This window comes from Pseudomonas kielensis, assembly GCF_014236655.1.
Classification (GTDB): Bacteria; Pseudomonadota; Gammaproteobacteria; order Pseudomonadales; family Pseudomonadaceae; genus Aquipseudomonas; species Aquipseudomonas kielensis.
Genome location: NZ_JACMYG010000033.1, coordinates 37,620 through 63,390 on the forward strand (window position 1 = coordinate 37,620; position 25,771 = coordinate 63,390).

24 protein-coding genes are annotated in these 25,771 nt (G+C 62.0%); 9 read left to right on the forward strand and 15 right to left on the reverse strand.

What is annotated here, in order from left to right; genetic code table 11:
• Positions 1-22: 22 nt before the first annotated feature.
• From H7995_RS23790 to H7995_RS23810, 5 genes are all read right to left on the reverse strand, one after another.
• Positions 23-1,180 (reverse strand): phospholipase D-like domain-containing protein, encoded by a 1,158-nt coding sequence (locus tag H7995_RS23790; RefSeq protein WP_166592700.1) that lies wholly within the window; start codon positions 1,178-1,180, stop codon positions 23-25.
• A 1-nt stretch (position 1,181) separates the two neighbouring features.
• Entirely contained in the window at positions 1,182-1,772 is a 591-nt protein-coding gene (locus H7995_RS23795) for a YceI family protein (protein WP_166592701.1), read from the reverse strand.
• 69 nt (positions 1,773-1,841) lie between these two features.
• The gene (locus H7995_RS23800; protein ID WP_166592702.1) at positions 1,842-2,168 is read right to left on the reverse strand and encodes an amidase; all 327 of its coding nucleotides are present in this window, start codon (positions 2,166-2,168) and stop codon (positions 1,842-1,844) included.
• Complete coding sequence (locus H7995_RS23805) at positions 2,165-3,259, reverse strand: serine hydrolase domain-containing protein (protein WP_185819030.1); 1,095 nt, start codon at positions 3,257-3,259, stop codon at positions 2,165-2,167. The genes H7995_RS23800 and H7995_RS23805 overlap by 4 nt, the downstream gene beginning before the upstream one ends.
• A 54-nt stretch (positions 3,260-3,313) precedes the next feature.
• The gene (locus tag H7995_RS23810) at positions 3,314-4,195 is read right to left on the reverse strand and encodes an acyl-CoA dehydrogenase middle domain-containing protein (RefSeq protein WP_166592704.1); all 882 of its coding nucleotides are present in this window, start codon (positions 4,193-4,195) and stop codon (positions 3,314-3,316) included.
• Between the two features lie 140 nt (positions 4,196-4,335).
• Between H7995_RS23810 and olsB the strand changes: the two genes are divergently transcribed.
• Both olsB and H7995_RS23820 read left to right on the forward strand, forming a co-directional pair.
• Positions 4,336-5,091 (forward strand): L-ornithine N(alpha)-acyltransferase, encoded by a 756-nt coding sequence (gene olsB, locus H7995_RS23815; protein WP_166592705.1) that lies wholly within the window; start codon positions 4,336-4,338, stop codon positions 5,089-5,091.
• Positions 5,091-5,885, forward strand: coding sequence for a lysophospholipid acyltransferase family protein (locus H7995_RS23820; protein WP_166592706.1), 795 nt, complete (start codon positions 5,091-5,093; stop codon positions 5,883-5,885). Before olsB ends, H7995_RS23820 begins: the two co-directional genes overlap by 1 nt.
• 3 nt (positions 5,886-5,888) lie before the next feature.
• Here H7995_RS23820 and H7995_RS23825 read toward each other — a convergent pair whose 3' ends face one another.
• The gene (locus H7995_RS23825) at positions 5,889-6,470 is read right to left on the reverse strand and encodes an acyl carrier protein phosphodiesterase (RefSeq protein WP_182343738.1); all 582 of its coding nucleotides are present in this window, start codon (positions 6,468-6,470) and stop codon (positions 5,889-5,891) included.
• 154 nt (positions 6,471-6,624) lie between these two features.
• Between H7995_RS23825 and H7995_RS23830 the strand changes: the two genes are divergently transcribed.
• The 3 genes from H7995_RS23830 to H7995_RS23840 are packed head-to-tail and all read left to right on the forward strand — an operon-like array spanning position 6,625 to position 9,191.
• On the forward strand, positions 6,625-6,930 hold the full coding sequence (locus H7995_RS23830; protein ID WP_166592708.1) for an ArsR/SmtB family transcription factor: 306 nt from the start codon (positions 6,625-6,627) through the stop codon (positions 6,928-6,930).
• 23 nt (positions 6,931-6,953) lie between these two features.
• Complete coding sequence (locus tag H7995_RS23835; RefSeq protein WP_166592709.1) at positions 6,954-8,120, forward strand: MFS transporter; 1,167 nt, start codon at positions 6,954-6,956, stop codon at positions 8,118-8,120.
• A gap of 21 nt (positions 8,121-8,141) precedes the next feature.
• Positions 8,142-9,191: an alkene reductase gene (locus H7995_RS23840; protein ID WP_166592710.1), complete on the forward strand. Its 1,050-nt coding sequence runs from the start codon at positions 8,142-8,144 to the stop codon at positions 9,189-9,191.
• Positions 9,192-9,253: 62 nt separating this feature from the next.
• On the opposite strand, the gene H7995_RS23845 is transcribed toward H7995_RS23840, so the two are convergent.
• Complete coding sequence (locus H7995_RS23845; protein ID WP_166592711.1) at positions 9,254-10,138, reverse strand: DMT family transporter; 885 nt, start codon at positions 10,136-10,138, stop codon at positions 9,254-9,256.
• 143 nt (positions 10,139-10,281) lie between these two features.
• Positions 10,282-10,932, reverse strand: coding sequence for an efflux system transcriptional repressor EmhR (emhR, locus tag H7995_RS23850; RefSeq protein WP_166592712.1), 651 nt, complete (start codon positions 10,930-10,932; stop codon positions 10,282-10,284).
• A gap of 268 nt (positions 10,933-11,200) precedes the next feature.
• Between emhR and emhA the strand changes: the two genes are divergently transcribed.
• The 3 genes from emhA to H7995_RS23865 are packed head-to-tail and all read left to right on the forward strand — an operon-like array spanning position 11,201 to position 16,983.
• On the forward strand, positions 11,201-12,358 hold the full coding sequence (gene emhA / locus H7995_RS23855; protein ID WP_166592713.1) for an efflux RND transporter periplasmic adaptor subunit EmhA: 1,158 nt from the start codon (positions 11,201-11,203) through the stop codon (positions 12,356-12,358).
• A gap of 3 nt (positions 12,359-12,361) precedes the next feature.
• Complete coding sequence (emhB, locus tag H7995_RS23860; protein ID WP_185819031.1) at positions 12,362-15,526, forward strand: efflux RND transporter permease subunit EmhB; 3,165 nt, start codon at positions 12,362-12,364, stop codon at positions 15,524-15,526.
• Entirely contained in the window at positions 15,523-16,983 is a 1,461-nt protein-coding gene (locus H7995_RS23865; RefSeq protein WP_166592715.1) for an AdeC/AdeK/OprM family multidrug efflux complex outer membrane factor, read from the forward strand. Before emhB ends, H7995_RS23865 begins: the two co-directional genes overlap by 4 nt.
• Before the next feature lie 395 nt (positions 16,984-17,378).
• Here H7995_RS23865 and H7995_RS23870 read toward each other — a convergent pair whose 3' ends face one another.
• Positions 17,379-17,852, reverse strand: coding sequence for a hypothetical protein (locus tag H7995_RS23870; RefSeq protein WP_166592716.1), 474 nt, complete (start codon positions 17,850-17,852; stop codon positions 17,379-17,381).
• A 424-nt stretch (positions 17,853-18,276) separates the two neighbouring features.
• On the opposite strand from H7995_RS23870, the gene H7995_RS23875 reads away from it, so the two are divergent.
• Positions 18,277-19,176: a polysaccharide deacetylase family protein gene (locus tag H7995_RS23875; RefSeq protein WP_182343730.1), complete on the forward strand. Its 900-nt coding sequence runs from the start codon at positions 18,277-18,279 to the stop codon at positions 19,174-19,176.
• A gap of 22 nt (positions 19,177-19,198) precedes the next feature.
• On the opposite strand, the gene pcaD is transcribed toward H7995_RS23875, so the two are convergent.
• The 6 genes from pcaD to pcaR form a co-directional block, all read right to left on the reverse strand.
• The gene (pcaD, locus tag H7995_RS23880) at positions 19,199-19,990 is read right to left on the reverse strand and encodes a 3-oxoadipate enol-lactonase (protein ID WP_166592718.1); all 792 of its coding nucleotides are present in this window, start codon (positions 19,988-19,990) and stop codon (positions 19,199-19,201) included.
• A gap of 72 nt (positions 19,991-20,062) precedes the next feature.
• Positions 20,063-21,358: an MFS family transporter gene (locus tag H7995_RS23885; RefSeq protein WP_182343727.1), complete on the reverse strand. Its 1,296-nt coding sequence runs from the start codon at positions 21,356-21,358 to the stop codon at positions 20,063-20,065.
• Between the two features lie 166 nt (positions 21,359-21,524).
• Complete coding sequence (gene pcaF, locus H7995_RS23890) at positions 21,525-22,730, reverse strand: 3-oxoadipyl-CoA thiolase (protein ID WP_178117423.1); 1,206 nt, start codon at positions 22,728-22,730, stop codon at positions 21,525-21,527.
• The gene (locus H7995_RS23895) at positions 22,727-23,509 is read right to left on the reverse strand and encodes a CoA-transferase subunit beta (protein ID WP_178117424.1); all 783 of its coding nucleotides are present in this window, start codon (positions 23,507-23,509) and stop codon (positions 22,727-22,729) included. Before H7995_RS23895 ends, pcaF begins: the two co-directional genes overlap by 4 nt.
• Complete coding sequence (locus tag H7995_RS23900) at positions 23,506-24,363, reverse strand: CoA transferase subunit A (protein WP_166592722.1); 858 nt, start codon at positions 24,361-24,363, stop codon at positions 23,506-23,508. Before H7995_RS23900 ends, H7995_RS23895 begins: the two co-directional genes overlap by 4 nt.
• A gap of 198 nt (positions 24,364-24,561) precedes the next feature.
• A complete protein-coding gene (gene pcaR, locus H7995_RS23905; protein WP_166592723.1) occupies positions 24,562-25,404 on the reverse strand; it encodes a pca regulon transcriptional regulator PcaR in 843 nt (280 codons plus the stop codon).
• Between the last annotated feature and the right edge of the window lie 367 nt (positions 25,405-25,771).

A 25,771-nucleotide genomic window follows, 5' to 3' on the forward strand; every position in this document is an offset into this window, starting at 1 on the left:
TGGGTGTTTGCAAGGCTGGGCTTCAGCCCCGCCGATCCAGCAGGTTCACCACCACCCGATCCACCCATCCCCACACCCGCTGTTTGATTCGCCGCCACAACGGCCGGCGCTGCCATTGCTCCAGACTGACCTGCTGGCTCAGGCCGAAGTCCCGCTCGAAGCTCGCCACCACCGCCTGGGTCAGGCTGGTATCGAGGGCCTCGAGGTTGGCTTCCAGATTGAACCGCAGGTTCCAGTGATCGAAGTTGCACGAGCCAATGCTCACCCAGTCATCCACCAGGACCATTTTCAGGTGCAGGAAACACGGCTGGTACTCGAAGATTTTCACCCCGGCCTTGAGCAACCGCGGGTAGTAACGATGCCCGGCATACCGCACCGAAGGGTGGTCGGTGCGCGGCCCGGTCAGCAGCAGGCGCACATCGATGCCCCGGGCGGCAGCCTTGCGCAGGGAGCGACGGATTTTCCAGGTCGGCAAGAAATACGGGGTCGCCAGCCAGATGCGCTGCTGGCCGCTGTTGAGGGCGCGGAACAGCGATTGCAGGATGTCCCGGTGCTGGCCGGCGTCGGCATAGGCCACCCGCCCCATCCCATCCCCCATCGGCGGCACCCGGGGCAGGCGCGGCAGACCGAAATCCGAGGACGGCTTCCAGGCACGGCGGTGGCGGTTGGCAAGCCATTGCCGATCGAACAGCAACTGCCAGTCGCGCACCAGCGGGCCGCTGATTTCCACCATCACCTCATGCCATTCGCTGCTGTCGTGACCCGGTGTCCAGAATTCATCCGTGACCCCGGTGCCGCCGACCACCGCCAACGCCTGGTCGACCAGCAGCAGCTTGCGGTGGTCGCGGTACAGGTTGCGCACCCAGCGCCGCCAGCTCAGGCGATTGTACAAACGCAGCTCGACACCCGCCTCGCTCAGGCGGCGCCGCAAGCTCAGGGTAAAGGCCAGGCTGCCGTAGTCATCGAACAGGCAACGCACCCGCACGCCGCGCTCGGCGGCCTGCACCAGCGCTTGCACCATGGCCTCGGCACAGGCACCCGCCTCCACCAGGTAGAGTTCCAGTTCGACCTGCTCCCGGGCATTGGCAATCGCCTGCAGCATGCGTGGAAAGAACTGCGGGCCGTCGACCAGCAACTCAAAGCGGTTGCCGTCACGCCATGGGAACACCGCGCCGGCCATCTCAGCGCGCCGTGAAAATCAGTACCGCGCCCACCGGTACCGACAGACTGATCGCCGACAGGTCGGCCAGTTTGCGCAGCCGTTCCAGCCCCGGCACCAGGTCAAAATCCGCGGCGCTGATCACCACCGGTTCCAGGGTCACCACCTGGAATCGCCGGTCATCCAGACGGGTCGCCAGCAGCTCGGCGTCGTAGCGGTGTTGCTTGCCGTGCAGGCTGACGGTCAATGGCAGGCGCAACTCCAGCTGCGCGCCGGGGGCCAGGTCGTTGATCGGCCGCAGGTCGATCTGGGTGGTAATCAGCGCCTCAGGAAACGACTCGATCTCGAACAATTCCTTGCGCATGCGCTCATCACGCAGCGGCACGCCACTGTTGACCGAGTCCAGCTCGACTTCGACTTGCGCCAGGCCCTTGGGATCGACCTTGCCGTGCAGCACCAGGAAGCGCTGGACCTCGGCGGTATGGGTGTTCTTGGTGGAGATAAACGACAAGCGTGAGGACTCGCCGTCCAGGTACCAGTTGGCCTGGGCCGACGCGGCACAGCCGGCCAGCAGCGAGAACGCGACTGCTTTAGAGAGGGAGCGGTTGAACATAGAGACTCGTGGGGACGATAAACCTGAACGAACCTTAACTGGCCCGCTGCCGATTGCAAACCTAGAAGATCACGGAAGCAGGCGACAACCCTCGCGTACGCCCAACCACTGGGCGATATGGGTGCGTCCCAGGCCGCTGGCCGTGACCTGCTTGTGCTCGGTGTCATCGACAAAACCGCTGATGGGCAGGTACTGCTTGACGTACCCCTGGCAATACGGCGCCGACAGGCCGGCCACGTAGCGACAGGAGCAATACTCCTTGGCGGTGTAGGCGCTGAGGATGTCGGGGAACGCCGATAAGGCCACCCGCTGCTGCCAGCCCCACCCCAGCAACAGGACCAGTAACACCAGCAACAGGCTGAGCAGCGGTCGGCGCCGCACAAAATGACGGGTCATGGCAGCACCTGCGGTGGGAAAGCGGCCTGGACACGCTTGAGCAGTTCGTTGTGACGGTAACTGCCATCACGGTCATCGGCATATCGCACGATCACCAGCTTCTCGGCAGGCAGCACGTACAGCGCCTGCCCCCAGTGGCCCAAGGCGGCGAAGCTGTCTGGCGGCGCATCGGGCCAGGGCCGCGGCGCGCCATCCACCGAGCGATTGAGCCACCAGTGACCACCCGGCACGGCGGCATCCTGATTGGCCTGATAGTGGGCGAAAGGCTGGAGATTGAACGCGACCCAATCGGCAGGCAGCAACTGGCGCTCACCCCAACGACCCTGGCGCTGCATCAGCAGACCAATGCGCGCCAGGTCGCGGGCAGTCATGTAGGCGTAGGAAGACGCGACAAAGGTGCCCGTGGCGTCGCGTTCCCACACGGCGCTGCGAATGCCCAGGGGGTCGAACAGTGCGGTCCAGGGATAGTCGGCGTAACGCTGCGCACCCAGGATGTTTTTCAGCGCCGCAGACAACAGGTTGCTGTCGCCGCTGGAATACCGAAAGTGTTGCCCGGGTGCGCCGAATGCCGGATGGGCGGCGGTGAAGCCCGCCATATCGGTATGCCCACGGGTATACAGCATGGCCACCACCGATGAGTTCAAGGGGGCGTACTCATAGTCTTCCTGCCAATCCAACCCTGACGCCCAGTGCAGCAGATCGGCGAAACTGATCTCGGGATGAGGCACCATGGCAGGCAGGAACTTCGCCACCTTGTCCTGCAAGGAGAACCGGCCTTCGCCATAGGCCACGCCCAGCACGGCGGCCATCAGGCTTTTGCTGACCGACCAGGTCAGGTGCGGGGTGTCGGCCGTCGTGCCGCCGGCGTAACGTTCATAGACCAGTTGCCCGTCACGGATCACCAACAAGGCATCGGTGCGGATACCCTTGCGGGTGGCCTCGTCACGGCTGGCAAAGGCGTAGTCCTCCAGCGCTGCCAGCGCCGGGCCGCTGCCGGGTGGACCTGGCGCCCACTGCTCGGCGGGCCAGTTTTGTGCAGCCACCGCGCAACTGCACAACAACATCAACAGCAGGGAAACGCCTTTGAACATGGGCTGGGGCTCGGCAGGAGGACCTGCTGAGCCTAGTCCAGATAGGTGACAATTCTACAAGGGCGCCGCCAACGCCTTGGCCAACCGCTTGGCCCGTGCGCCTGCCGCCAGGTCGAGTACCCCTCGATCGCGCGTCCACAAGGCCGCCCACTGTGGCGGGCCATCGGCAAAGGCTTGATCCAGCAAGCCTCGCAAACCGTCGAACTGGGCGAACAGACCACCGAGCAGGACATGCCCGGCGCTGCTGTTGGGCGGTTGCCGGCTGACCTCGGCGCACCCGGCCAGCAGCGCCAGCAACTTCAGTTGCAGCGCTTGCGGCCAGTCGCTGTCCTGGCCGACGCCATACAACCAGGCGCACAGGGCGCTGAGCACATACAGGTCTTCCAGGGTGCGGAAGGGTTTGACGTAGGCATCCCAGCCATCGCCGGCCAGCAGTTCGCACAAGGCGCCGTCGAGAAACAGCCGGCCGTGGCTGATGTCCGGCATCAAGGGGATGGCGGGCAGTTTCTCCAGGCGCACCCCCGGCTCACCGGGATACACCACCGCCAGGCTCAAGCGTGGGGACTGGCCCGGATCTTCGCTGCGTGCGGCAATCAGCAACCAGTCCGCCGCGTCGCCAGCGGTGACGAAGTCCTTGCGCCCGCTCAGGCGCAGGTCGCTCAAGCGGGTTTGCATGTCCGCCGGGCGCAGGCTGCGCTGTTCGGTCGCACACAACGCCCCGAGGCTCAGGGGGGCGCTGGGCCACAACATGCGCAAGGCGGCCTGGTAACCCACCAGAAATGCCCAGCCGGGTGTGGCCATCAAGCGCGCGCCTCGCACGGCCAACTCGAACGGTGTTACCGCGCCCAAGGTTTCCAGCAATTGGGCGTAACCCTCGGCCAGGTCGGGGTTTGCGGGCAATCGTGTGCGGCAGTTCAGCAGGGCTTGCCAAGGCATATACGGCTCCTCAAGGGCTGTCATACAAGCATCACCAAAGCTTCATGGCGATGACACCGGGGCTACATAGCCTGACTTTGCACAACAAAGTCGATCGACTGCAACCCACGACGGGTGAGCAGCCCGTACGGAGATTCGCCATGACCCAGATCGCCTGCATCCGCGACACCGGCACTGAACGCCGCCTGCAAGCCGAACGCCTGATCGGTGCCGAGGCCCTGCAGCAAGCCCAGGCCCTGCGCTTCAATGTCTTTAGCGGCGAATTCAACGCCAAACTCAAAGGCGCTGACCTGGGTCTGGACATGGACGACTACGATGCGCATTGCAGCCACATCGGCGTGCGGGACCTGAACACCGGACGCCTGGTGGCAACCACCCGCCTGCTCGACCACACCGCGGCCAGCAGCCTGGGGCGTTTCTACAGTGAAGAGGAATTCAGCCTGCACGGCCTGGTGCACCTGCAAGGACCGATCCTGGAAATCGGCCGCACCTGCGTCGACCCGGCATACCGCAACGGCGGCACCATCGCCGTGCTGTGGGGGGAGTTGGCCGAGGTCCTGAACCAGGGTGGCTACAGCTACCTGATGGGCTGCGCGAGCATTCCGATGCAGGACGGCGGGATCCAGGCCCACGCGATCATGCAGCGCCTGCGCGAGCGTTACCTGTGCACCGAGCACCTGCGCGCCGAACCGAAAAAACCGCTGCCCAGCCTCGACATCCCGTCCAACGTGATTGCCGAAATGCCGCCATTGCTCAAGGCTTACATGCGCCTGGGCGCGAAGATCTGTGGCGAGCCGTGCTGGGACGAAGATTTCCAGGTCGCCGATGTGTTCATCCTGCTCAAGCGCGATGAACTCTGCCCGCGTTACGCCAAGCATTTCAAGGCGGCTGTGTAATGAGCCGCTTGCGGGTGTACGCGCGGGTGGCCAGGGTGTTGCTGGTGGTGGCGCTCGGCTTGAGCATGGCCTTGGTGTTTGGCCTGTTCGAGCGTCTGGGGGTGGCCAACTCGATGGTGCGGCGCCAACGCTGGTCGCGTTTTTTCATGAAGCGCTTGAGCCGCGCCCTGCCCTTTCGCGTGACGGTGCACGGACAATTGCCGCAACAACCGATGCTCTGGGTCAGCAACCACGTGTCATGGACCGACATTCCCCTGCTGGGCATGCTCACTCCACTGTCGTTCCTGTCCAAGGCCGAAGTGCGCACCTGGCCGGTCGCCGGCTGGCTCGCGGCCAAGGCCGGTAGCCTGTTCATCCGCCGTGGCGCGGGCGACAGCCAGTTGATTCGCAAGCAGATGGGCCGCCACCTGCAACAGCAACATCCTCTGCTGATGTTCCCCGAAGGCACCACCACCGATGGTCGCTCGCTGCGCACCTTCCACGGCCGCCTGCTCTCGGCCGCCATCGACGCCGATGTCGCCCTGCAACCGGTGGCGATCCGTTACCTGCGCGACGGGCAGATCGACCCTCTGGCCCCCTTCATCGGGGATGACGACCTGCTGTCGCACCTGATGCGCCTGTTCGCCAATGATCAGGGCGACGTGCACATCCACCTGCTCAAGCCCATAAGCTGTCACGGTCAGGAACGCGCCGCCCTGGCGTTTGCCGCCCAGCAAGCGGTGCACAACGCCTTGTTCGGTGACGTGGCACAACCGGCCCGACCAAGGCCTGCCGGTGAGTTGATCGCGGCCTGAGCCTCAAGGGGTACGCAGGTGCTGCGCGGCAAACCGCTGCAGTTCTGGATAGAACAAACGAAAGTCCTCGCTCAGCGGTTCATACAGACGCTCCAGCTCCTGCATCGCGGCGGCCAGTTCTTCGGGACGTGACAGGCGCCGCGAGATCCCCCGCAGCACTTGGTCGAGCACCGCAAACTCGCGATACGAACCCAGCCAGTCATCCGCCGCCATGTAGGGCGCGATCCGCGCCAGGCGTTCAGGTAGCTGCGGTTCAGCGGCGAGCACCCGGTACACGTCCGCGGTGAAGACCGGCAATGACGAATCGGCATACAGCGCCCAATCCCGTGCCAGGCAATGGTCGAAAAACACGTCGAGCACGATCCCGGCATATCGCCGCCGGGTCAGGCTGAAACGCGACAACGCGATGTCCACCAAGCCATGACGGTCGGTAAACACATCGATTTGTCGATGCAGGGTGATGGCGTCCTCGATTTCCGCAGGAAATTGCCCTTGCAGGCGTCCTTTGACGAAATCGCCGTACAAACTGCCGAGCAATTGGCCGGGACGCTGGCCACCGAGGTGAAGATGTGCGAGATAGTTCATAGCGCGTAGCTTAGCACCGCGCCTCACATATCGTTATAACCCGATATACCGATTTAAGCTGACCTCAGATCAAAATCATATTGGTATATCGCGAAGTACCGATTTAAAGTTCGCTTCATCGCGATATAACGTTTTACCCAATTCGAGCACTGCCATGTCCACCATCGACCTCGACGAAATAATAAAAGCCCTGGCACACCCCGTACGACGAGACATCCTCAACTGGCTGAAAGACCCCGCGACCGAGTTCCCCGATCAGGAACACAGCACCGACTTCGGCGTTTGCTGCGGGCAAATTGATCAACGCTGCGGCCTGTCGCAATCGACCGTCTCTGCACACTTGGCGACCCTGCACCGGGCCGGCCTGATCCGCAGCCAGAAAGTCGGCCAATGGCATTTCTACAAACGTAACGAGGAAACCATCCAGGCGTTCCTCGACACCTTAGGCAAAGAGCTCTAACCGGCTCGACAAGGATTCCACCCATGCCCCTCTCGCTCCTCATCCTGGCCTTGAGCGCCTTCGCCATCGGTACCACCGAGTTCGTCATCATGGGCCTGCTGCCCGATGTGGCGGCCGACCTCGGCGTGTCGATTCCCGGCGCCGGCTGGCTGGTGACCGGCTACGCCCTGGGCGTGGCCATCGGTGCACCATTCATGGCCCTGGCCACCGCCAAACTGCCACGCAAGGCGGCGCTGGTGGCGTTGATGGGGATTTTCATCGTTGGCAACCTGCTCTGCGCCCTGGCCACCGACTACAACGTGCTGATGTTTGCCCGGGTGGTCACCGCGCTCTGCCACGGTGCGTTTTTCGGCATCGGCTCGGTGGTGGCGGCAGGCCTGGTGCCGGCCAACAAGCGTGCTTCGGCCGTGGCCTTGATGTTCACCGGCCTGACCCTGGCCAACGTGCTCGGCGTGCCGCTGGGCACCGCGCTCGGTCAGCAGGCCGGCTGGCGCTCGACTTTCTGGGCGGTGACCGTGATTGGCGTGATCGCCCTGATCGGCCTGATCCGCTTCCTGCCGGCCAAGCGCGATGAAGAAAAACTCGACATGCGCGCCGAACTGCGAGCCCTCAAGGGCGCCGGGATCTGGCTGTCCCTGAGCATGACCGCACTGTTCGCGGCTTCAGTATTCACTCTGTTCACGTATGTCGCGCCGCTGCTGGGCGAAGTCACCGGCGTCTCGCCCCGGGGTGTGACCTGGACCCTGATGCTGATCGGCCTGGGCCTGACGGTTGGCAACATCATCGGCGGCAAGCTGGCGGACAAAGGCATGGCCGCCACGCTGATCGGCGTATTCATTTCGATGGCCGTGATCTCCACTGCGCTGACCTGGACCAGCATTGCGCTGATCCCCACCGAAATCACCCTGTTCCTCTGGGCCACGGCCTGTTTTGCCGCCGTGCCGGCCCTGCAAGTCAACGTGGTGACCTACGGCAAGGCCGCACCCAACCTGGTGTCGACCCTGAACATAGGTGCTTTCAACATCGGTAACGCCCTCGGCGCCTGGGTCGGCGGCAGTGTGATCGCCCACGGTTTCGGCCTGACCAGCGTGCCACTCGCGGCCGCAGCACTGGCGGTCCTCGCCCTGCTGGTGACCCTGATTACCTTCCGCCAGGGCGGCGACGCCGAACTGGCCCCTGCGACCAACTGATCTGCAAACGAGCGCTATTACATGACGACTATTTTCGATCCGATCAAACTGGGCGACCTCGAGTTGGCCAACCGCATCATCATGGCCCCCCTGACCCGCTGCCGCGCGGACGAAGGCCGGGTGCCCAACGCGCTGATGGCCGAGTACTACGTACAGCGCGCCTCGGCCGGGCTGATCCTCAGCGAAGCCACTTCGGTCACGCCCATGGGTGTGGGCTACCCGGACACCCCGGGCATCTGGTCCAACGATCAGGTGCGTGGCTGGAGCAACGTGACCAAGGCCATCCACGGCGCTGGCGGCAAGATTTTCCTGCAACTGTGGCACGTGGGGCGGATTTCCCACCCCTCCTACCTCAACGGTGAAGCTCCGGTCGCGCCGAGTGCGTTGCAGCCCAAAGGCCATGTCAGCCTGGTTCGCCCACTCGCCGACTTCCCGACCCCGCGCGCCCTGGAAATCGCCGAGATCGCCGATGTCGTCGATGCTTACCGGGTGGGCGCCGAAAACGCCAAGGCCGCAGGCTTTGATGGTGTGGAGATCCACGGTGCCAACGGCTACCTGCTCGACCAGTTCCTGCAAAGCAGCACCAACCAGCGCACCGACCACTACGGTGGCTCGCTGGAAAACCGCGCGCGCCTGCTGCTGGAAGTGACGGACGCCGCGATTGAAGTCTGGGGCCCCGGCCGCGTGGGTGTGCACCTGTCACCCCGTGCCGACCTGCATGACATGGGCGACGACAACCTGGCCGAAACCTTCACCTACGTGGCACGTGAACTGGGCAAGCGTGGTATCGCGTTCATCTGCTCGCGGGAAAAAGAAGCCGGCGACAGCCTCGGGCCACAGCTCAAGGCCGCTTTCGGTGGCCCGTACATCGTCAACGAGCGTTTCACCAAGGACAGCGCCAACGCTTGGCTGGCCAGCGGCAAGGCCGATGCAGTGGCATTCGGCGTGCCATTCATTGCCAACCCGGACCTGCCTGCTCGCCTGAAAGCCGATGCACCGCTCAATGAAGCACGTCCGGAACTGTTCTACGCCAAGGGGCCGGTCGGCTACATCGACTACCCGACGCTGTAAGCCGTCAGCCAGAATAAAGAAGCCCCGGTTCGTACCGGGGCTTCTTTATTTCCGTGGTTTCTTCAGCGTTTGCGCTGGCCGAAGGCGACCGCCAGGCCACTCAGGCAAATGACCGCGATCCCGACGATGGCGTAGCCGTCCGGGGTATGGTCGAAGATCAGGTAGCCGTACATCCCGGCAAACAGGATCTGCCCATAGCTGAACGGCGCCAGCATTGCCGGCGCCGCATGTCGGAAGGCCTGGGTCAGCAGCATGTGCCCCAGCATGCCGCAAGTGCCCAGGCCAACCATGAACACCGCATGGGACCAGGTTGGGGTACTCCAGAAAAACGGCAGCAACGCACTCATGATCAGGCTGTTGATAATGCCGGTGAGAAAGTTGCTGGTGGTCGGGCTGTCGATGCCGGTGAGCTTGCGGGTCAATAACTGGTAAAAGCCGAAACACAGCGCCGAGCACAGTGGCAATACGATGGTCGGGGTAAACAGCGCCCCGCCTGGGCGGATCACGATCAGCACTCCGACAAAACCGCCGAGCACCGCCAGCCACTGGCGGCGGGTCACGTGCTCGCCCAGCAGCGGTACCGACAACGCGGTCACCAGTAGCGGCGCGAGGAAGTTCACGGCGGTGGCTTCGGCCAACGGGATGTAGCGCAACCCGGTCGTGAAAAACAGGCTGGTGCCGATCAGGCACATGGCCCGCAAAAATTGCAGCCCGGGACGCTTGGTGCGCACCACCGCGGAAAAACCGCTGCGCGGGACAAACACCACCAGCATCAACAGGGTGTGCACCACGTAGCGCGCCCACACCACCATGACTATCGGATAAAAACCGGAGAGGTATTTGGACAGGGTGTCATGGCTGGCGAACAACAGCACAGCCAGGCAAATCAGGAGAATGCCCTTGACGGGTTGTTCGGCGGTCTTGAACAGCGGGTGGCTCACACTCATTCACACACTCGACACAATTTCCCTACAAAATACGTAGCCCGCTATCTATCAAGCAGGCGAGTGTCCGTATATAAAAGCACCCCATCGCCAATAGGCGAATGCAGTCGGGACCGTGTTCACCTTAAGTGTTGACACAGACAGACTCAATTACGCATGTTGTCCGGCAGTCGCAGGCTGGGGCTCAAGCGCAGCATTTCCAGCCCGGTGTCGACCCAGCGTTCGGCTTCCAGGTGCAACTCAAAGCTTTCGGGGGCCAGCAGCCATTGATAAAGCATGCCGTCGATGTAGGCATGAATACTCACCGCCGCACGCTCGGTGTCGAGGTTTTCCGGCAACTGTCCACGATTCACTGCATTACGCAATGCCAGCGCGATACGCACGTTGCAATCCAGACTGACCGTGCGACGTTGTTGGCGCAGATCACACATTTCATCTGTGAACTCACATTTGTGAAACAGAATCTCATTGATGCGGCGGGTCTTCGGGTCCAAGGCAACTTGATGAAACAAATGAATCAGCAGCTTGCGCATGCAGCCCAGCGGATCTTCTTCGTCTGCACTTTCGCTCGCCCGCGCCATCTCATCCAGCGGCTCGCGCAGACTGTCGAGCATGGCCTGGACCAGGTCCGCCTTGTTGCTGAAATGCCAGTAGATAGCACCCCGAGTCACTCCGGCCAGGGTGGCGATGTCCGCCAGCGTAGTACGCGCCACGCCCCGCTCGTAAAAAGCCTGCTCGGCGGCTTCCAGTATCTGGTTGCGGGTTTCTTGCGCTTCCTCTTTTGTGCGACGAACCATGGCAGTAAAACCTCAATCAGGAATGCTTCAGCGATGCCTGAACATCTTCTGAACAATTGTGGGGATCACCTCTTACGGGCTGGGTCCCCGGCCTACAATTCACACCTTGAAACAGCTCTTGTAACCGGGTGTGTACGCGGTCAAAGGTGTTTACAAACAACCATGAACGTAAGTATATTCCTTAGCAAGCTACTTATCCACTTACCGCGACTTTTTCATCTTTCCACTTTTCTAGTGCGCATTGTGCGCGCCTGACCCGAGGATCTTCATGCAATTCAAGCCAGCTGTTACCGCTCTGGTCACTGCCGTCGCCCTGGCATCGCTGCTCAGCGGATGTAAAGAGGAAGAGGCGGCCCCTGCTGCACAAGCCCCTCAGGTCGGCGTCGTAACCCTGCAAGCCCAAGCCTTTACCCTGACCTCAGAACTGCCGGGCCGCACCACGGCCTACCGCATTGCGGAAGTTCGCCCACAGGTCAACGGCATCATCCTCAAGCGCCTGTTCAAAGAAGGCGCTGAAGTCAAGGAAGGCCAGCAGCTCTACCAGATCGATCCTGCGGTCTACCAGGCCACCCTGAAAAGCGCCGAAGCCAATCTGCAATCGACCAAGTCGATTTCCGATCGCTACAAACAACTGGTCACCGAACAAGCCGTCAGCCGCCAGGAGTACGACACTGCCCTGGCCAACCGCCTGCAATCGGAAGCCTCGCTGCAGACCGCCCAGATCAACGTGCGCTACACCAAGGTACTGGCGCCGCTGACCGGACGAATCGGTCGCTCCAACGTCACCGAAGGGGCCCTGGTCAACAATGGCCAGGTCGACGCCATGGCCGTGATCCAGCAACTGGACCCGATCTACGTCGACGTAACGCAATCCTCGGTGGAACTGCTGGAATTGCGCCGTGAACTGGAAAGTGGTCGCCTGCAGAAAGCCGGTGAAAATGCCGCGATGGTCAAGCTGACCCTCGAGGACGGCAGTGAGTACAAGCGCCAGGGCAAGCTGGAGTTCTCCGAAGTCTCGGTCGATGAAGCCACCGGTTCCGTGACCTTGCGCGCCGTATTCCCCAACCCCGACCACACCCTGCTGCCAGGCATGTTCGTCCACGCCCAACTGCAAGCCGGGGTCAACGCTGCCGCCATCCTGGCACCGCAACAAGGCGTGACCCGTGACCTCAAAGGATCGCCGACCGCACTGGTCGTAGGCCCTGACAACAAGGTCGAACTGCGCCAGCTCAAGGCCAGCCGCACCGTGGGCAGCCAGTGGCTGATCGAAGACGGCCTCAAGGCAGGCGATCGCCTGATCACCGAAGGCCTGCAGTACGTCAAGCCCGGCGTTGAAGTCAAAGTCAGCGAAGCGACCAACGTAGCCGCGAAAAACCCGGCCCCTGCACAGGCAACAGACAAAGCTGCAGGCGGCAAAGGGGAGTAAACCATGTCGAAATTTTTTATCGACCGTCCGATTTTCGCCTGGGTAATTGCCCTGGTGATCATGTTGGTCGGGGCTCTATCGATCCTCAAGCTGCCAATCAACCAATACCCGAGCATCGCACCACCAGCGATCGCCATCTCCGTGACCTACCCAGGTGCATCTGCACAGACTGTGCAGGACACCGTGGTCCAGGTGATCGAGCAGCAGCTCAACGGTATCGACAACCTGCGTTATGTGTCCTCGGAAAGTAACTCCGACGGCACCATGACCATCACCGCGACCTTCGAGCAAGGCACCAACTCCGACACCGCGCAGGTCCAGGTCCAGAACAAACTGAACCTGGCCACCCCGCTGCTGCCGCAAGAAGTGCAGCAACAGGGGATCCGCGTTACCAAGGCAGTGAAGAACTTCCTGCTGGTGATCGGTGTGGTATCGCGTGACGGCAGCATGACCAAGGACGACCTGTCCAACTACATCGTGTCCAACATGCAGGACCCGATTTCCCGGACCGCCGGCGTCGGCGACTTCCAGGTGTTCGGTGCCCAGTACGCCATGCGTATCTGGCTGGACCCGGCCAAGTTGAACAACTTCAACCTGACACCGGTGGACGTCAAGGCCGCCGTTGCGGCACAAAACGTCCAGGTCTCGTCCGGTCAGCTCGGCGGCTTGCCTGCCCTGCCCGGCACCCAGCTGAACGCCACGATCATCGGCAAGACCCGCCTGCAGACTGCCGAGCAGTTCAAGGAAATCCTGCTCAAGGTCAACAAGGACGGCTCCCAGGTTCGCCTCAAGGATGTCGCCGATGTCGCCCTGGGCGGCGAGAACTACAGTATCAACGCCCAGTTCAACGGCGCACCGGCCTCCGGCCTTGCGGTGAAACTGGCCACCGGCGCCAACGCGCTGGATACTGCCAAAGCCCTGCGCACCACCATCGAAAGCCTCAAGCCGTTCTTCCCTGAAGGCATGGAAGTGGTCTTCCCGTACGACACCACCCCGGTGGTGACCGAATCGATCAAGGGCGTAGTACACACCCTGGTCGAAGCGATCGTGCTGGTGTTCCTGGTGATGTTCCTGTTCCTGCAAAACTTCCGCGCCACCGTCATCACCACCATGACCGTGCCCGTGGTATTGCTGGGTACCTTCGGCATCCTCGCGGCGTTCGGGTTCAGCATCAACACCCTGACCATGTTCGGCATGGTCCTGGCCATCGGCTTGCTGGTGGACGACGCCATCGTCGTGGTGGAAAACGTCGAACGGGTGATGAGCGAAGAAGGCCTGTCGCCCAAGGAAGCCACCAAGAAATCCATGGGCCAGATCCAGGGCGCACTGGTGGGCATTGCCCTGGTACTGTCGGCGGTACTGCTGCCGATGGCGTTCTTCAGCGGCTCCACCGGGGTGATCTACAAGCAGTTCTCGATCACCATCGTGTCGGCCATGGCCCTCTCGGTGCTGGTCGCCCTGATCTTCACCCCAGCCCTCTGCGCCACCATGCTCAAGGCCATTCCCAAGGGCGAGCACGGCACACCCAAGCGTGGTTTCTTTGGCTGGTTCAACCGCAACTTCGATCGCGGCGTACGCAGCTACGAGCGTGGCGTGGGCAACATCCTCACGCACAAGGCGCCGTACCTGCTGGCCTACCTGATCATCATCGTCGGCATGATCTGGCTGTTCACCCGCATCCCGACCGCGTTCCTGCCGGAAGAAGACCAGGGCGTTCTGTTCGCCCAGGTCCAGACCCCGGCCGGCTCCAGTGCCCAGCGCACCCAGGTGGTGGTCGATGAAATGCGCGAGTACCTCCTGCGTTCCGGCAAGGACGGCGGTGAAGGTGATGCGGTTGCCTCCGTGTTCACGGTCAACGGCTTCAACTTTGCCGGCCGTGGCCAAAGCTCGGGCATGGCGTTCATCATGCTCAAGCCGTGGGACGAGCGTAACGCCGACAACAGCGTGTTCAAGGTCGCGGCACGGGCCCAGCAGCACTTCTTCACCTTCCGTGATGCCATGGTGTTCGCCTTCGCCCCGCCAGCGGTACTGGAGTTGGGTAACGCCACCGGTTTCGACGTGTTCCTGCAGGACCGCGCCGGTATCGGGCACGAGAAGCTGATGCAAGCACGCAACCAGTTCCTCGGCATGGCGGCACAGAGCAAGGTGCTGTCCCAGGTACGTCCTAACGGCCTGAACGACGAACCGCAGTTCCAGCTGGAAATCGATGACGAGAAAGCCAGCGCCCTGGGCGTAACGCTGACCGACATCAACAGCACCCTGTCGATTGCCCTGGGCAGTAGCTACGTCAACGACTTCATCGACCGTGGTCGGGTGAAGAAGGTCTACATTCAGGGTGTGCCGGGTTCGCGGATGACCCCTGAAGACCTGAAGAAGTGGTACGTACGCAACAGCCAGGGGACCATGGTGCCGTTCTCGGCCTTCGCCAAGGGCACCTGGATCTACGGCTCGCCGAAGCTGGCGCGTTACAACGGCGTGGAAGCCATGGAAATCCTCGGTGCTCCGGCCCCGGGCTACTCCACCGGTGAAGCCATGGCTGAAGTCGAAGCCCTGGCCAAGAAGTTGCCGGCCGGGGTAGGTATTTCCTGGACGGGCCTGTCCTATGAGGAACGCCTGTCGGGTTCCCAGGCACCGGCCCTGTACGCCCTCTCGCTGCTGATGGTGTTCCTGTGTCTGGCGGCGTTGTACGAAAGTTGGTCGATCCCAATCGCGGTGATGTTGGTGGTGCCGCTGGGGATCATCGGTGCCCTGCTCGCCACCAGCCTGCGCGGCCTGTCCAACGACGTGTACTTCCAGGTAGGCCTGTTGACGACCATCGGTCTGGCGGCGAAAAACGCCATTCTGATTGTCGAATTCGCCAAGGAACTGCATGAACAGGGACGCACCCTGCGCGATGCGGCCATCGAAGCCTGCCGGATGCGTCTGCGACCGATCATCATGACCTCGCTCGCGTTCGTCCTGGGTGTGGTGCCACTGGCCATTTCCACTGGTGCCGGGTCGGGCAGCCAGCACGCCATCGGTACCGGGGTGATCGGCGGTATGATCACCGCCACCGTACTGGCCGTGTTCTGGGTACCCCTGTTCTTTGTCACCGTGTCATCCATGGGGCAGCGCAAGACTGCCAAGCAGGATGACGCCATAGAAACTCCTAAAGAGGCTGGCCAATGAGCAAGTCGCTACTCTCCCTAGCCGTCGCCGCGTTCGTGCTCGGTGGCTGCTCGCTGATACCCGATTATCAGCAGCCCGAGGCCCCTGTGGCCGGGCAGTACCCGCAAGGGCCGGCTTACTCGCCGGCCCAGGCGCCGAACCAGGCCGCCGCCGAGCAAGGCTGGAAGCAGTTTTTCCATGACCCGGCCCTGCAGCAACTGATCCAGACCGCGCTGGAAAACAACCGTGACCTGCGCGTCGCGGCGCTGAACATCGACGCCTATGCGGCCCAGTACCGCATTTCCCGCGCCGACCTGTTCCCCGCCGTTTCGGCCAATGGCAGCGGCAGCCGCCAACGCCTCCCGGCGGACGCCTCGCAAACCGGCGAAGCCGGGATCAGCAGCTCCTACTCGGCGACCCTGGGTGTCAGCGCCTATGAGCTGGACCTGTTCGGGCGTATTCGCAGCCTCAACGAGCAAGCGCTGCAGACCTACTTCGCCACTGAAGAAGCGCGGCGCAGCACCCAGCTCAGCCTGGTGGCCAACGTGGCCAACGCCTACCTGACCTGGCAGGCCGACAAGGAACTGCTGAAGCTGACGCAGGACACCCTCGCCACCTTCGAAGAAAGCTACCGCCTCACCGCGCGCAGCAACGAAGTCGGCGTGGCCTCGGCACTGGACCTGAGCCAGTCGCGGACCTCGGTGGAAAACGCCAAGGTGCAACTGGCCAAGTACACCCGCCTGGTCGCCCAGGACGAAAACAGCCTGACCCTGCTGCTGGGTACCGGTGTGCCCGCCAACCTGACCACTGCCAAGCCATTGGCTGACGATCTGCTCAGCGAAGTGCCGGCCGGCCTGCCTTCGGACCTGCTGCAACGACGCCCGGACATCCTGGCCGCCGAGCACAACCTCAAGGCTGCCAACGCCAACATCGGCGCGGCACGGGCAGCGTTCTTCCCGAGCATCAGCCTGACGGCCAACGCCGGCACGCTCAGCCCGGACCTGTCCGGCCTGTTCAAGGGCGGTTCGGGGACCTGGTTGTTCCAGCCCCAGATCAACCTGCCGATCTTCAACGCCGGCGCCCTGAGTGCCAGCCTGGATTACTCGAAAATCCAGAAAGACATCACGGTTGCGCAGTACGAGAAATCGATCCAGACCGCCTTCCAGGAAGTCTCCGACGGCCTCGCCGCACGCCAGACCTTCAACCAGCAGTTGCAGGCCCAGCGTGACTTCGTCCAGGCCAACCAGGATTACTACCGCCTGGCCGAGCGTCGCTACCGCATTGGTGTCGACAGCAACCTGACCTTCCTCGACGCCCAGCGTCAGTTGTTCAGCGCGCAACAATCGCTGATAACCGATCGCCTGTCGCAACTGGTCAGCGAAGTGAACCTGTACAAAGCCCTGGGTGGCGGCTGGAACGCCCAGACCGCGAAGAATGAGCCCGTGCCAGAAGTCGCACCGAAGCTGAAGATGTTCTGATCAGCCCGATGCGCACCCGGCTGATCGACTGATCCCCGGGCCTCACGACAATCCGCAATCTCCTCAAGGGTTGCGGATTTTTTTATGCCTGCTGCCCGCGTGGCGGGCGGGATCAGGCTTTCCACCCCGCCCCCTCCACAGCCGGTCGGTCGATAACATTGCGATCCGTACAACAAGTACCCAACCGGAAAAACATGAGCTGATGGAAGAACAAACATTGACGACTAAAACATTCTGATCGGGCAATACGAAAAAACCCACGCCATTGAGCTATATGTGCTCCATGACGCGGGCCTTTATTACCACCAGGCTTGACCAACCCATACACTGACTTATATCAACCTCGCAAATTCAACATGCCGAACAAATCACAACCCACACTTCCACACGATTATTTATACCGGAACTTTAAACGAGAAAGACTGACACGAAAATTCTACCTGCCGCTCAAACCCCACACCGATTTCTTTATAGCCAAAACTGAAATACCCGTCGATTCTCTCAAAATCACCTTCCGGAGTAATGAAGAGGACATTGAGCCCCCCGATCTTGTCCGACTGAGAATGTCCCGTAGAGCCAGCCCATGAGAACTGTGCCTCGACCTGATCAGCCTCCATACCAATTTCGTACCTTTTGCCAGCCTCAAGCTTGTCACCGATGAGAATCAACTCCATCCCGATTTTTTCGTCCTTTGCGAGCAGAAAAAAATAGGGGTGTTCCTTCACCCAGTAAAACTGCAAACTCGTCGCTGTAACAGCAATGGTGTCTTCATCTTGCACGTTAAGAGTTCCAAGTAACCTCCCCGGCACCTCCGGTACTTCTTTCCCATCAACAACTGGCACTCCGTTCTCCGCCCTTGAAAACTTCATGACAACCTCCTGCTACTTAAAGTGTTAGTTACCCCCTAGACAACACGATAAAAATCTAATGCATAAAGCTCATCACAACCACTAGCAGGTCTGATAGTTGACAACTGCCCACGCACAACGCTGGAAACGTCGAAACAAATACTAATCCGCACTCACACGCTTTCACCGCCCGGTGAAGCATGACAGTCTGATCCTGATGAACCGCTCCATTAGCGACGACAACGAGTTCGACGAAAATCGGTTGATCGCCTGCTATCCGGTCAACCTGCTCTAATTCGATACACTTGTCCCGGCCTGCTGAACCCTTCAGTGTCGTGACGCTCCTATGGGGACTTCCCCGGGAGCGATCGCCTTGGCGTGTGCTGAATGACAACACGCCAACAGGTTGCCCCTCTGCTGATTTGTCGCCGGTCACCTCAACGCCATGAAATTGATCCTCACCTTAGCCTCTGTGCTCGCAATTACGCTTGGCCTCAGCGGTTGCATCGGCCCGCCGATTGCACTGACGCCGCAGACCGAGCAACGCTTGCAGGCCTCCGCGCCCATTCGCTTTCTGCTGACCTTCGACGATGGTCCCAGCGCCTCCGGCTGGGCCAATCCGAGCCGGGCGGTCATGGAAGTGTTGGCCAACAACCCGATTCAGCCGGACATCAAGGCGGTGTTCTTTGTCCAGACCCGCGCGCCACGGGCCGGTGGCAGTGAACGGGGCCGCAAAACCATGCTGCGTGAACACGCGGCCGGCCATATCCTGGGCTTCCACACCGCCACGCCGTGGCACAGCAATCATCGCGCCCTTGATCCGCAAGCACTCGAACAGGCGCTCACCTGGGGCACCGACGACATCACCGCGATCACCGGCGCAGCACCGACCCTGGTGCGTCCGCCGTTCTGGAGTTACGACGCGCGCACCTTCGCCGCCTATCAACGGCATGGCCTGCATGTTTTGCTGACGGACTTGAGCGCCAATGACGGCAAAGTCTGGGGCATCACCGCCAGCCCACGCCGGCGGGCCAACCTGCTCAGGCAGTTGTCAGAGACCCGCGAGCGAATTGCCAAGGGTGAGTTGCCGACAGTGGATGGCGTGATTCCGGTGGTGGTGACCTTTCACGACCTCAATCGCTACACCGCCCGGCACATGGCCGAATACCTGCAGATCCTGCTCGACAGCGCCCGAGAGACCCACGTGCCCCTGGCAGCCAAGCCGTTCTACGACGATTCGGCCGCCTTGCAGCGTGCAGCCATGGCTCGTACCCTGCACGATGCCGATGAGCCTGCACGCTTGCCCGGGGCGTGGAACTGGATCTGGGGTCACGACAAACCCTGAACCCGCCGCAGGTTCCAGCGCCTCAGTGGGCCCGCAGGAAGTTCAGCACACAGTGGCTGAACGCGTCGCCAGCCTGCACGTTGGACAGGTGCGCGCCGTAGAACTCGGCATAGTGCGCACCTGCCACCCGCTGCTCGATGAAGTGTCCACCGGCCGGCGGCGTAACCGCATCTTCAGTGCCGGCAATCACCAGCGTCGGCACCTGGATCGCCGCCAGTTGCTCGCGAAAATCGGCATCCCGAACCGCCGCGCAATTGGCCGCGTAACCTTGTGGCGACGTTGCGGCCAGCATATCGGTGATTCGCTTGGTCGCCGCCGGGTTGGCCGCAGCGAAATCCGCGGTGAACCAGCGGGCAATGGAGGCATCGCCCAGGGCCACCATTGCAGCGGCCCCCTCGCGCAGGACCATTTCAATACGTGGGTCCCAGATCGCCGGCTCGCCAATCTTCGCCGCGGTGTTGCACACCACCAGTGACAACAGACGCTCGCCAGCATTGATCGCCAGCCACTGGCCGATCAACCCGCCCATGGACAGGCCGCAGAAATGCGCGCGCTCGATGTGCAAGGCGTCCAGCAGGGCCAGCACGTCACGGCCCAGTTGCTCGATGTTGTACGGCCCGGGCGTCACCAGCGAACGACCATGACCACGGGTGTCGAAACGCAATACCCGAAAATGCTCGGCAAACAGCGGGATCTGCCCATCCCACATGTGCAGGTCAGTGCCCAGTGAGTTGGACAGTACCAGCACCGGGGCGTGTTCGGGTCCGTCGAGTTGGTAGTGCAGTTCGCCGTCGGCCAATTGTACAAATGCCACAGATTTCTCCTTGAGACCGCCAGGGCCAGGTGTGCGGACAGCGCGCGCCCGATTCAGGCGCGCGCCAGCCGGTCAAAGGTCGTGATGCAGATACGCCGCCTGCTTGGGCAAGCGCAGACTGAACAGGAACGCGACGGCCATCATCACCGTCACGTACCAGTAGAACGAGTTTTCCATGCCCACCGACTTCAAGCTCAGGGCCACGAACTCCGCCGAACCGCCGAAGATGGCGTTGGCCACCGCGTAGGCCAGGCCCACGCCCAGGGCGCGCACTTGCGGCGGGAACATTTCGGCTTTCACCAGACCGCTGATGGAGGTGTAGAAACTCACGATTGCCAGCGCCAGGGTAATCAGCACGAAGGCCAGGAACGGGCTGGTGACTGACTTCAGGCTCAGCAGGATCGGCACCGTGCACAGCGTGCCCAGGGCACCGAACCAGAGCATCGAATTACGCCGACCGATCTTGTCGGCCAGCATGCCGAAAAACGGCTGCATGCACATATAAAGGAACAGCGCGCCGGTCATGATGTAGCTGGCGGTCTTGGCGTGCATCCCGGCGGTGTTCACCAGGTACTTCTGCATATAGGTGGTGAAGGTGTAGAAAATCAGCGAGCCACCGGCGGTGTAGCCCAGCACGGTGATGAACGCCGTCTTGTGATCGCGGAACAACGCGCGGATGCTGCCGGCGTCCTTGTCTTCGCGCATTTCCTTGCTGGTGGTTTCCTTGAGCGAGCGACGCAGCAGCAACGAAATCACCGCGGCAACCGCCCCCACGACAAACGGAATCCGCCAGCCCCAGGCGCGCAATTCATCCTCAGACAGGAACTGCTGCAGGATCACCACCAGCAATACCGCCAGCAGTTGCCCGCCAATCAGGGTCACGTACTGGAACGAGGCGAAAAACCCGCGCTGGCCCTTGAGCGCCACTTCACTCATGTAGGTCGCGGTGGTGCCGTACTCGCCACCCACCGACAGGCCCTGGAACAACCGGGCGACCAACAACAGGATCGGCGCCCAGACGCCAATGTCCTTGTAGGTGGGCAGGCAGGCGATGAGCAAGGAGCCGGCGCACATCATCAGCACCGAGATCATCATGGAATTCTTGCGCCCGTGCTTGTCGGCCACCCGACCGAACAGCCAGCCACCGATGGGGCGCATCAGGAACCCGGCCGCGAATACACCGGCGGTGTTGACCAACTGCACCGTGGGGTTGTCGGAGGGGAAGAAAGCGGGCGCGAAGTAGATCGCGCAGAATGCATAGACGTAGAAGTCGAACCATTCGACCAGGTTGCCGGAGGAAGCCCCGACAATCGCAAAAATTCTCTTACCCCGCTCTTCAGCGGTGTAGTGGCTTGTCATGGATGTCATGGTTTTTACACTCGGTGGGGACAGTAAACGTCTAGACATACTTTGCAACAATCCCGTTCCCTGGAATGACTCATACAGGCATTTGCACGTCAGTCATGACGCCTTCGCGGGCAAGCCTGGCTCCCAGGGGAGCAGGGCTTACCCGCGGTACAACGAAGCGCTGCGGTCAGACCCGCTCGATCGCCAGCGCCAGGCCTTGGCCAACGCCCACGCACATGGTCGCCAAGGCTTTTTTGCCGCCGGTTTTTTCCAGTTGATGCAGGGCCGTCAACACCAATCGCGCCCCACTCATGCCCAACGGGTGCCCCAGGGCAATGGCGCCGCCGTTGGGATTGACCTGCGCCGCGTCATCGGCCAGGCCCAGCTCACGCAGCACCGCCAAGCCCTGGCTGGCGAAGGCTTCATTGAGCTCGATCACGTCGAAATCACTGATCGCCACGCCGAGACGCTCGATCAGCTTGCGCACTGCCGGCACCGGGCCGATGCCCATAACCCGAGGGGCCACGCCGGCACTGGCCATGCCGAGCACTTTGGCGCGCGCCGTCAGGCCGTGTTTCTTCACCGCCTCGGCAGATGCCAGGATCAGCGCCGCCGCGCCATCGTTGACGCCCGACGCGTTGCCGGCCGTCACGGTTTTATCCGGGCCATTGACCGGTTTGAGCTTGCTGAGGGTTTCCAGGGTGGTGTCGGCCCGGGGATGCTCGTCCTGCTCGACCAGGCTTTCGCCTTTCTTGTGGGCAACACGCACCGGGACGATTTCTTCGGCGAAGAAACCTGCTGCCTGCGCCGCCGCAGTGCGCTGTTGACTGCGCAGGGCAAAGGCATCCTGATCCGCGCGTGACACCCCATAGTCGTCCGCCACGTTGTCGGCGGTCTGTGGCATCGCATCCACGCCGTACTGGGCTTTCATCAAGGGGTTGATGAAGCGCCAGCCAATGGTGGTGTCTTCCAGTTTCATGCCCCGCGAGAACGCCGCGTCGGCCTTGCCCATGACAAAGGGTGCGCGGGACATCGATTCGACGCCACCGGCAATCGCCAGCTCCATTTCGCCGCTGGCAATCGCCCGGAAGGCGGTGCCAATGGCATCCATGCCCGAGGCACAGAGGCGGTTGAGGGTCACCCCGGGAATGCTCTGCGGCAACCCGGCCAGCAGCAAAGCCATGCGCGCGACGTTCCGGTTGTCTTCACCGGCCTGGTTGGCGCAACCGAGGAACACCTCGTCCACCGCATTCCAGTCAACGCCCGGGTTACGTTCGATCAAGGCCTTGATCGGCACCGCGGCCAGATCATCAGCGCGCACGCTGGACAAGCCGCCACCAAAGCGGCCGATGGGGGTGCGAATCGCATCGCAGATATACACCTCGCGCATCATGCTTCTCCCGGTGCCTGGCCGTGGGCGGCTGCGGTCCGCGCTTCCAGATCGCGCAGGGCCGCCAGCTCGACGGCTGTCGGCTCGGCGGTCTGCTGCACCTGCTCGGCGAAACGGACGGCCCAACCGGTGGCCGCCACCACTTGCTCGCGGGTTACCCCCGGGTGCAGCGCCGTGACCACGAACTCATGGGTGCCGGCTTCCGGCTCCATGATGCACAGGTCGGTGATGATGCCCACCGGCCCTGCACCTGGCAGGCCGAGACGCTGGCGCGAGTCGCCGCCTTCGCCATGACCGACCGAGGTAATGAAGTCCAGCTTGTCGACGAACGAACGCGCCGACTGCTTGAGAATGATCAGCACACTTTTCGCCGAACCGGCGATCTCCGGTGCGCCGCCGGCACCTGGCAAGCGAACCTTGGGCTGATGGTAGTCACCAACCACCGTGGTGTTGATGTTGCCGAACCGGTCGACCTGCGCCGCGCCAAGGAAGCCGACGTCAATCCGCCCGCCTTGCAGCCAGTAGCGGAAAATTTCACCGGTAGGCACCACCGTGTCAGCAGTTTCCGCCAGTTCGCCATCACCGATGGACAGCGGCAGCACGCTGGGCTTGGCGCCAATCGGACCCGACTCGTAGATCAGCACCACGTCCGGCGAGGATGTCAGGCGCGCGAGGTTGGCGGCTTTGGAGGGCAAACCGATGCCGACGAAGCACACCGAACCGTTTTTCAGACGGCGGGCGGCCGCCACGGTCATCATTTCATTGGTGGAGTAAGTCATTATTTGGCCTCCGAAGCACGAGCCAGCTTGGCCTGGAATTCACTGAAGTCAGCGCTGCCGTGGATGTACTCGTTGATCCACGCGGTGAAGGTTTCACGGTCGCGGGCAATCGGGTCCCAGGCTTGGTAGAAGCGGTTGTCACGCTCGGTGTAACCGTGGGCGTAGGACGGATGCGCACCGCCTGGCACATGACAGACCGCGCTCAGGGCCCAGGTCGGCAGCACGCAGGCATTCATCGGGGCCTTGAGGTCATCGACGATTTCTTCGACGGTGACGATGCAACGCTTGGCGGCCAATGCCGCTTCTTTTTGCACGCCAAGAATGCCCCAGAGCAGCACGTTGCCCTTGCGGTCGGCCTTTTGCGCATGGATCACCGTCACATCCGGGCGCACCGACGGCACCGCCGCCAGCACTTCACCGGTGAAGGGGCAGGTCACGGTCTTGATCAGTGGGTTGACCTTGGGCAGGTCGGAACCGGCGTAGGCGCGCAATACCGCGAACGGCAGGCCAGAGGCGCCCGCGACGTAGGCATTGGCCAGGTCAGCGTGGCTGTGTTCTTCGATTTCCAGCGCGTGGGGCCATTGCTTCTCAACGGCATCGCGCAGACGGTGCAGCGAACCCACGCCCGGGTTACCGCCCCAGGAGAAAATCAGCTTGCGAGCGCAACCGGCACCGATCAACTGGTCGTACACCAGGTCGGGGGTCATGCGTACCAGGGTCAGATCTTTCTTCCCCTGACGAATGATTTCATGACCTGCTGCGGTTGGAATCAGGTGAGTGAAGCCTTCGAGGGCGACGGTGTCGCCGTCATTCACGAATTGCTTCACGGCATCGTGCAGCGAAAGGATTTCTGCCATGGGGGTGGACTCCCGAGCTTCAGTAAACCGACGTGGAGGACGGGGCGCGATGTGCGGCGCCGGATTGACTGAAGAGTAAGCCGCTAAAAAAACCCAAACAATCCGATAATCGACTAAGTGTTCGTTTATCGAACAGATTGTTGTCAGCCTATCGATCCATTCGGGACACCTGGCGTCGGGATGGGTTTATCGAGCAGCTCAGGCGAACAACTGGGCACTCAGTTCACGACTGGCACTCAGCAGGCCCGGGAGAAACCGCTGCTCCAGCTCGTTGCGCCCGACGCGCCCGGCATGGGTGCTGACGTTCAGTGCCGCCAACACCTGGCCCGAGGCGTCGTACACCGGCACGGCGATCGAGCGCAGACCCTGCTCCAGTTCCTGATCGACAATGCACCAACCCTGCTGGCGGACTTCCTGCAGGCACTCGAGCAATGCTTCGGGGGTATGCAGGGTGCGGCTGGTCTTGGCCTGCAGGTCGGCGTGATCGAGGTACTCACGCAATGACGCGTCATCCAGCGCCGCCAACAGGATTCGCCCCATGGACGTGCAGTAGGCCGGCAAGCGCCCGCCGACCGAGAGGTCGACCGAGATCAGGCGCTGGGTCGTTGCCGAGCGGGCGATATACAGAATGTCATTCCCTTCGAGCGTGGCCATGTTGCAGGCCTCGTGCAATTGCTCGCTCATGCGGTCCAGGTAAGGTTGGGCCGAGACCGCCAGGGGCGTCGAAGACAGGTAGGCATGGCCCAGGGTCAGCACCTTGGGCAACAGCGAATAGGTTCGCCCGTCGGTGGTGGCGTAGCCGAGCTTGATCAGGGTATGCAGGCAGCGGCGCACCGCAGCCCGGGGAATTTCGGTGCGGTGGCTGATCTGGGCAATGGTCAGGTGGCGCTTGCGCTCCTGGAAGGCTTGCACCACGGCCAGGCCTCGGGCCAGGGACGTCATGAAGTCCGGGTCCCCGGTCAGTGCCTGGATCCGCTTGGCGGGGGAAGCGACAATTGGCGGCGCGGCTGAAGTGAAGGAATTGCGCAATTGATCGTTCATTTCAGGTCGTTCCCCTGGGTTCGTCGGCTATTACAGGCTGCCCCCAAGCGTGCGCACAAGCCGTGGGCAGTCAACTTTGGGCGATTATCGAACCGCCAGCCGATAATCGCAATGCGTACGCCTATCGCCAAAGGCCTTGTCGACTGTGGGCTGCCCCAATAAGAGGGGGTGACTTTAGAGCATGTGTCCTTATCAGACTTTCGTACTTGTCCTTGGATTAGCGAGTGAGTGCCCCCACATACAAACTTCAGCTGGGTTAATGACGCCAGGAAACAAGCGTCTGTTGTATGGCGTCAAAATCAACCAGGTAACAAAACGTTTTTACAGGGGACAGGAACATTTAACTTGTTGGCGATAGTCAGCGCTC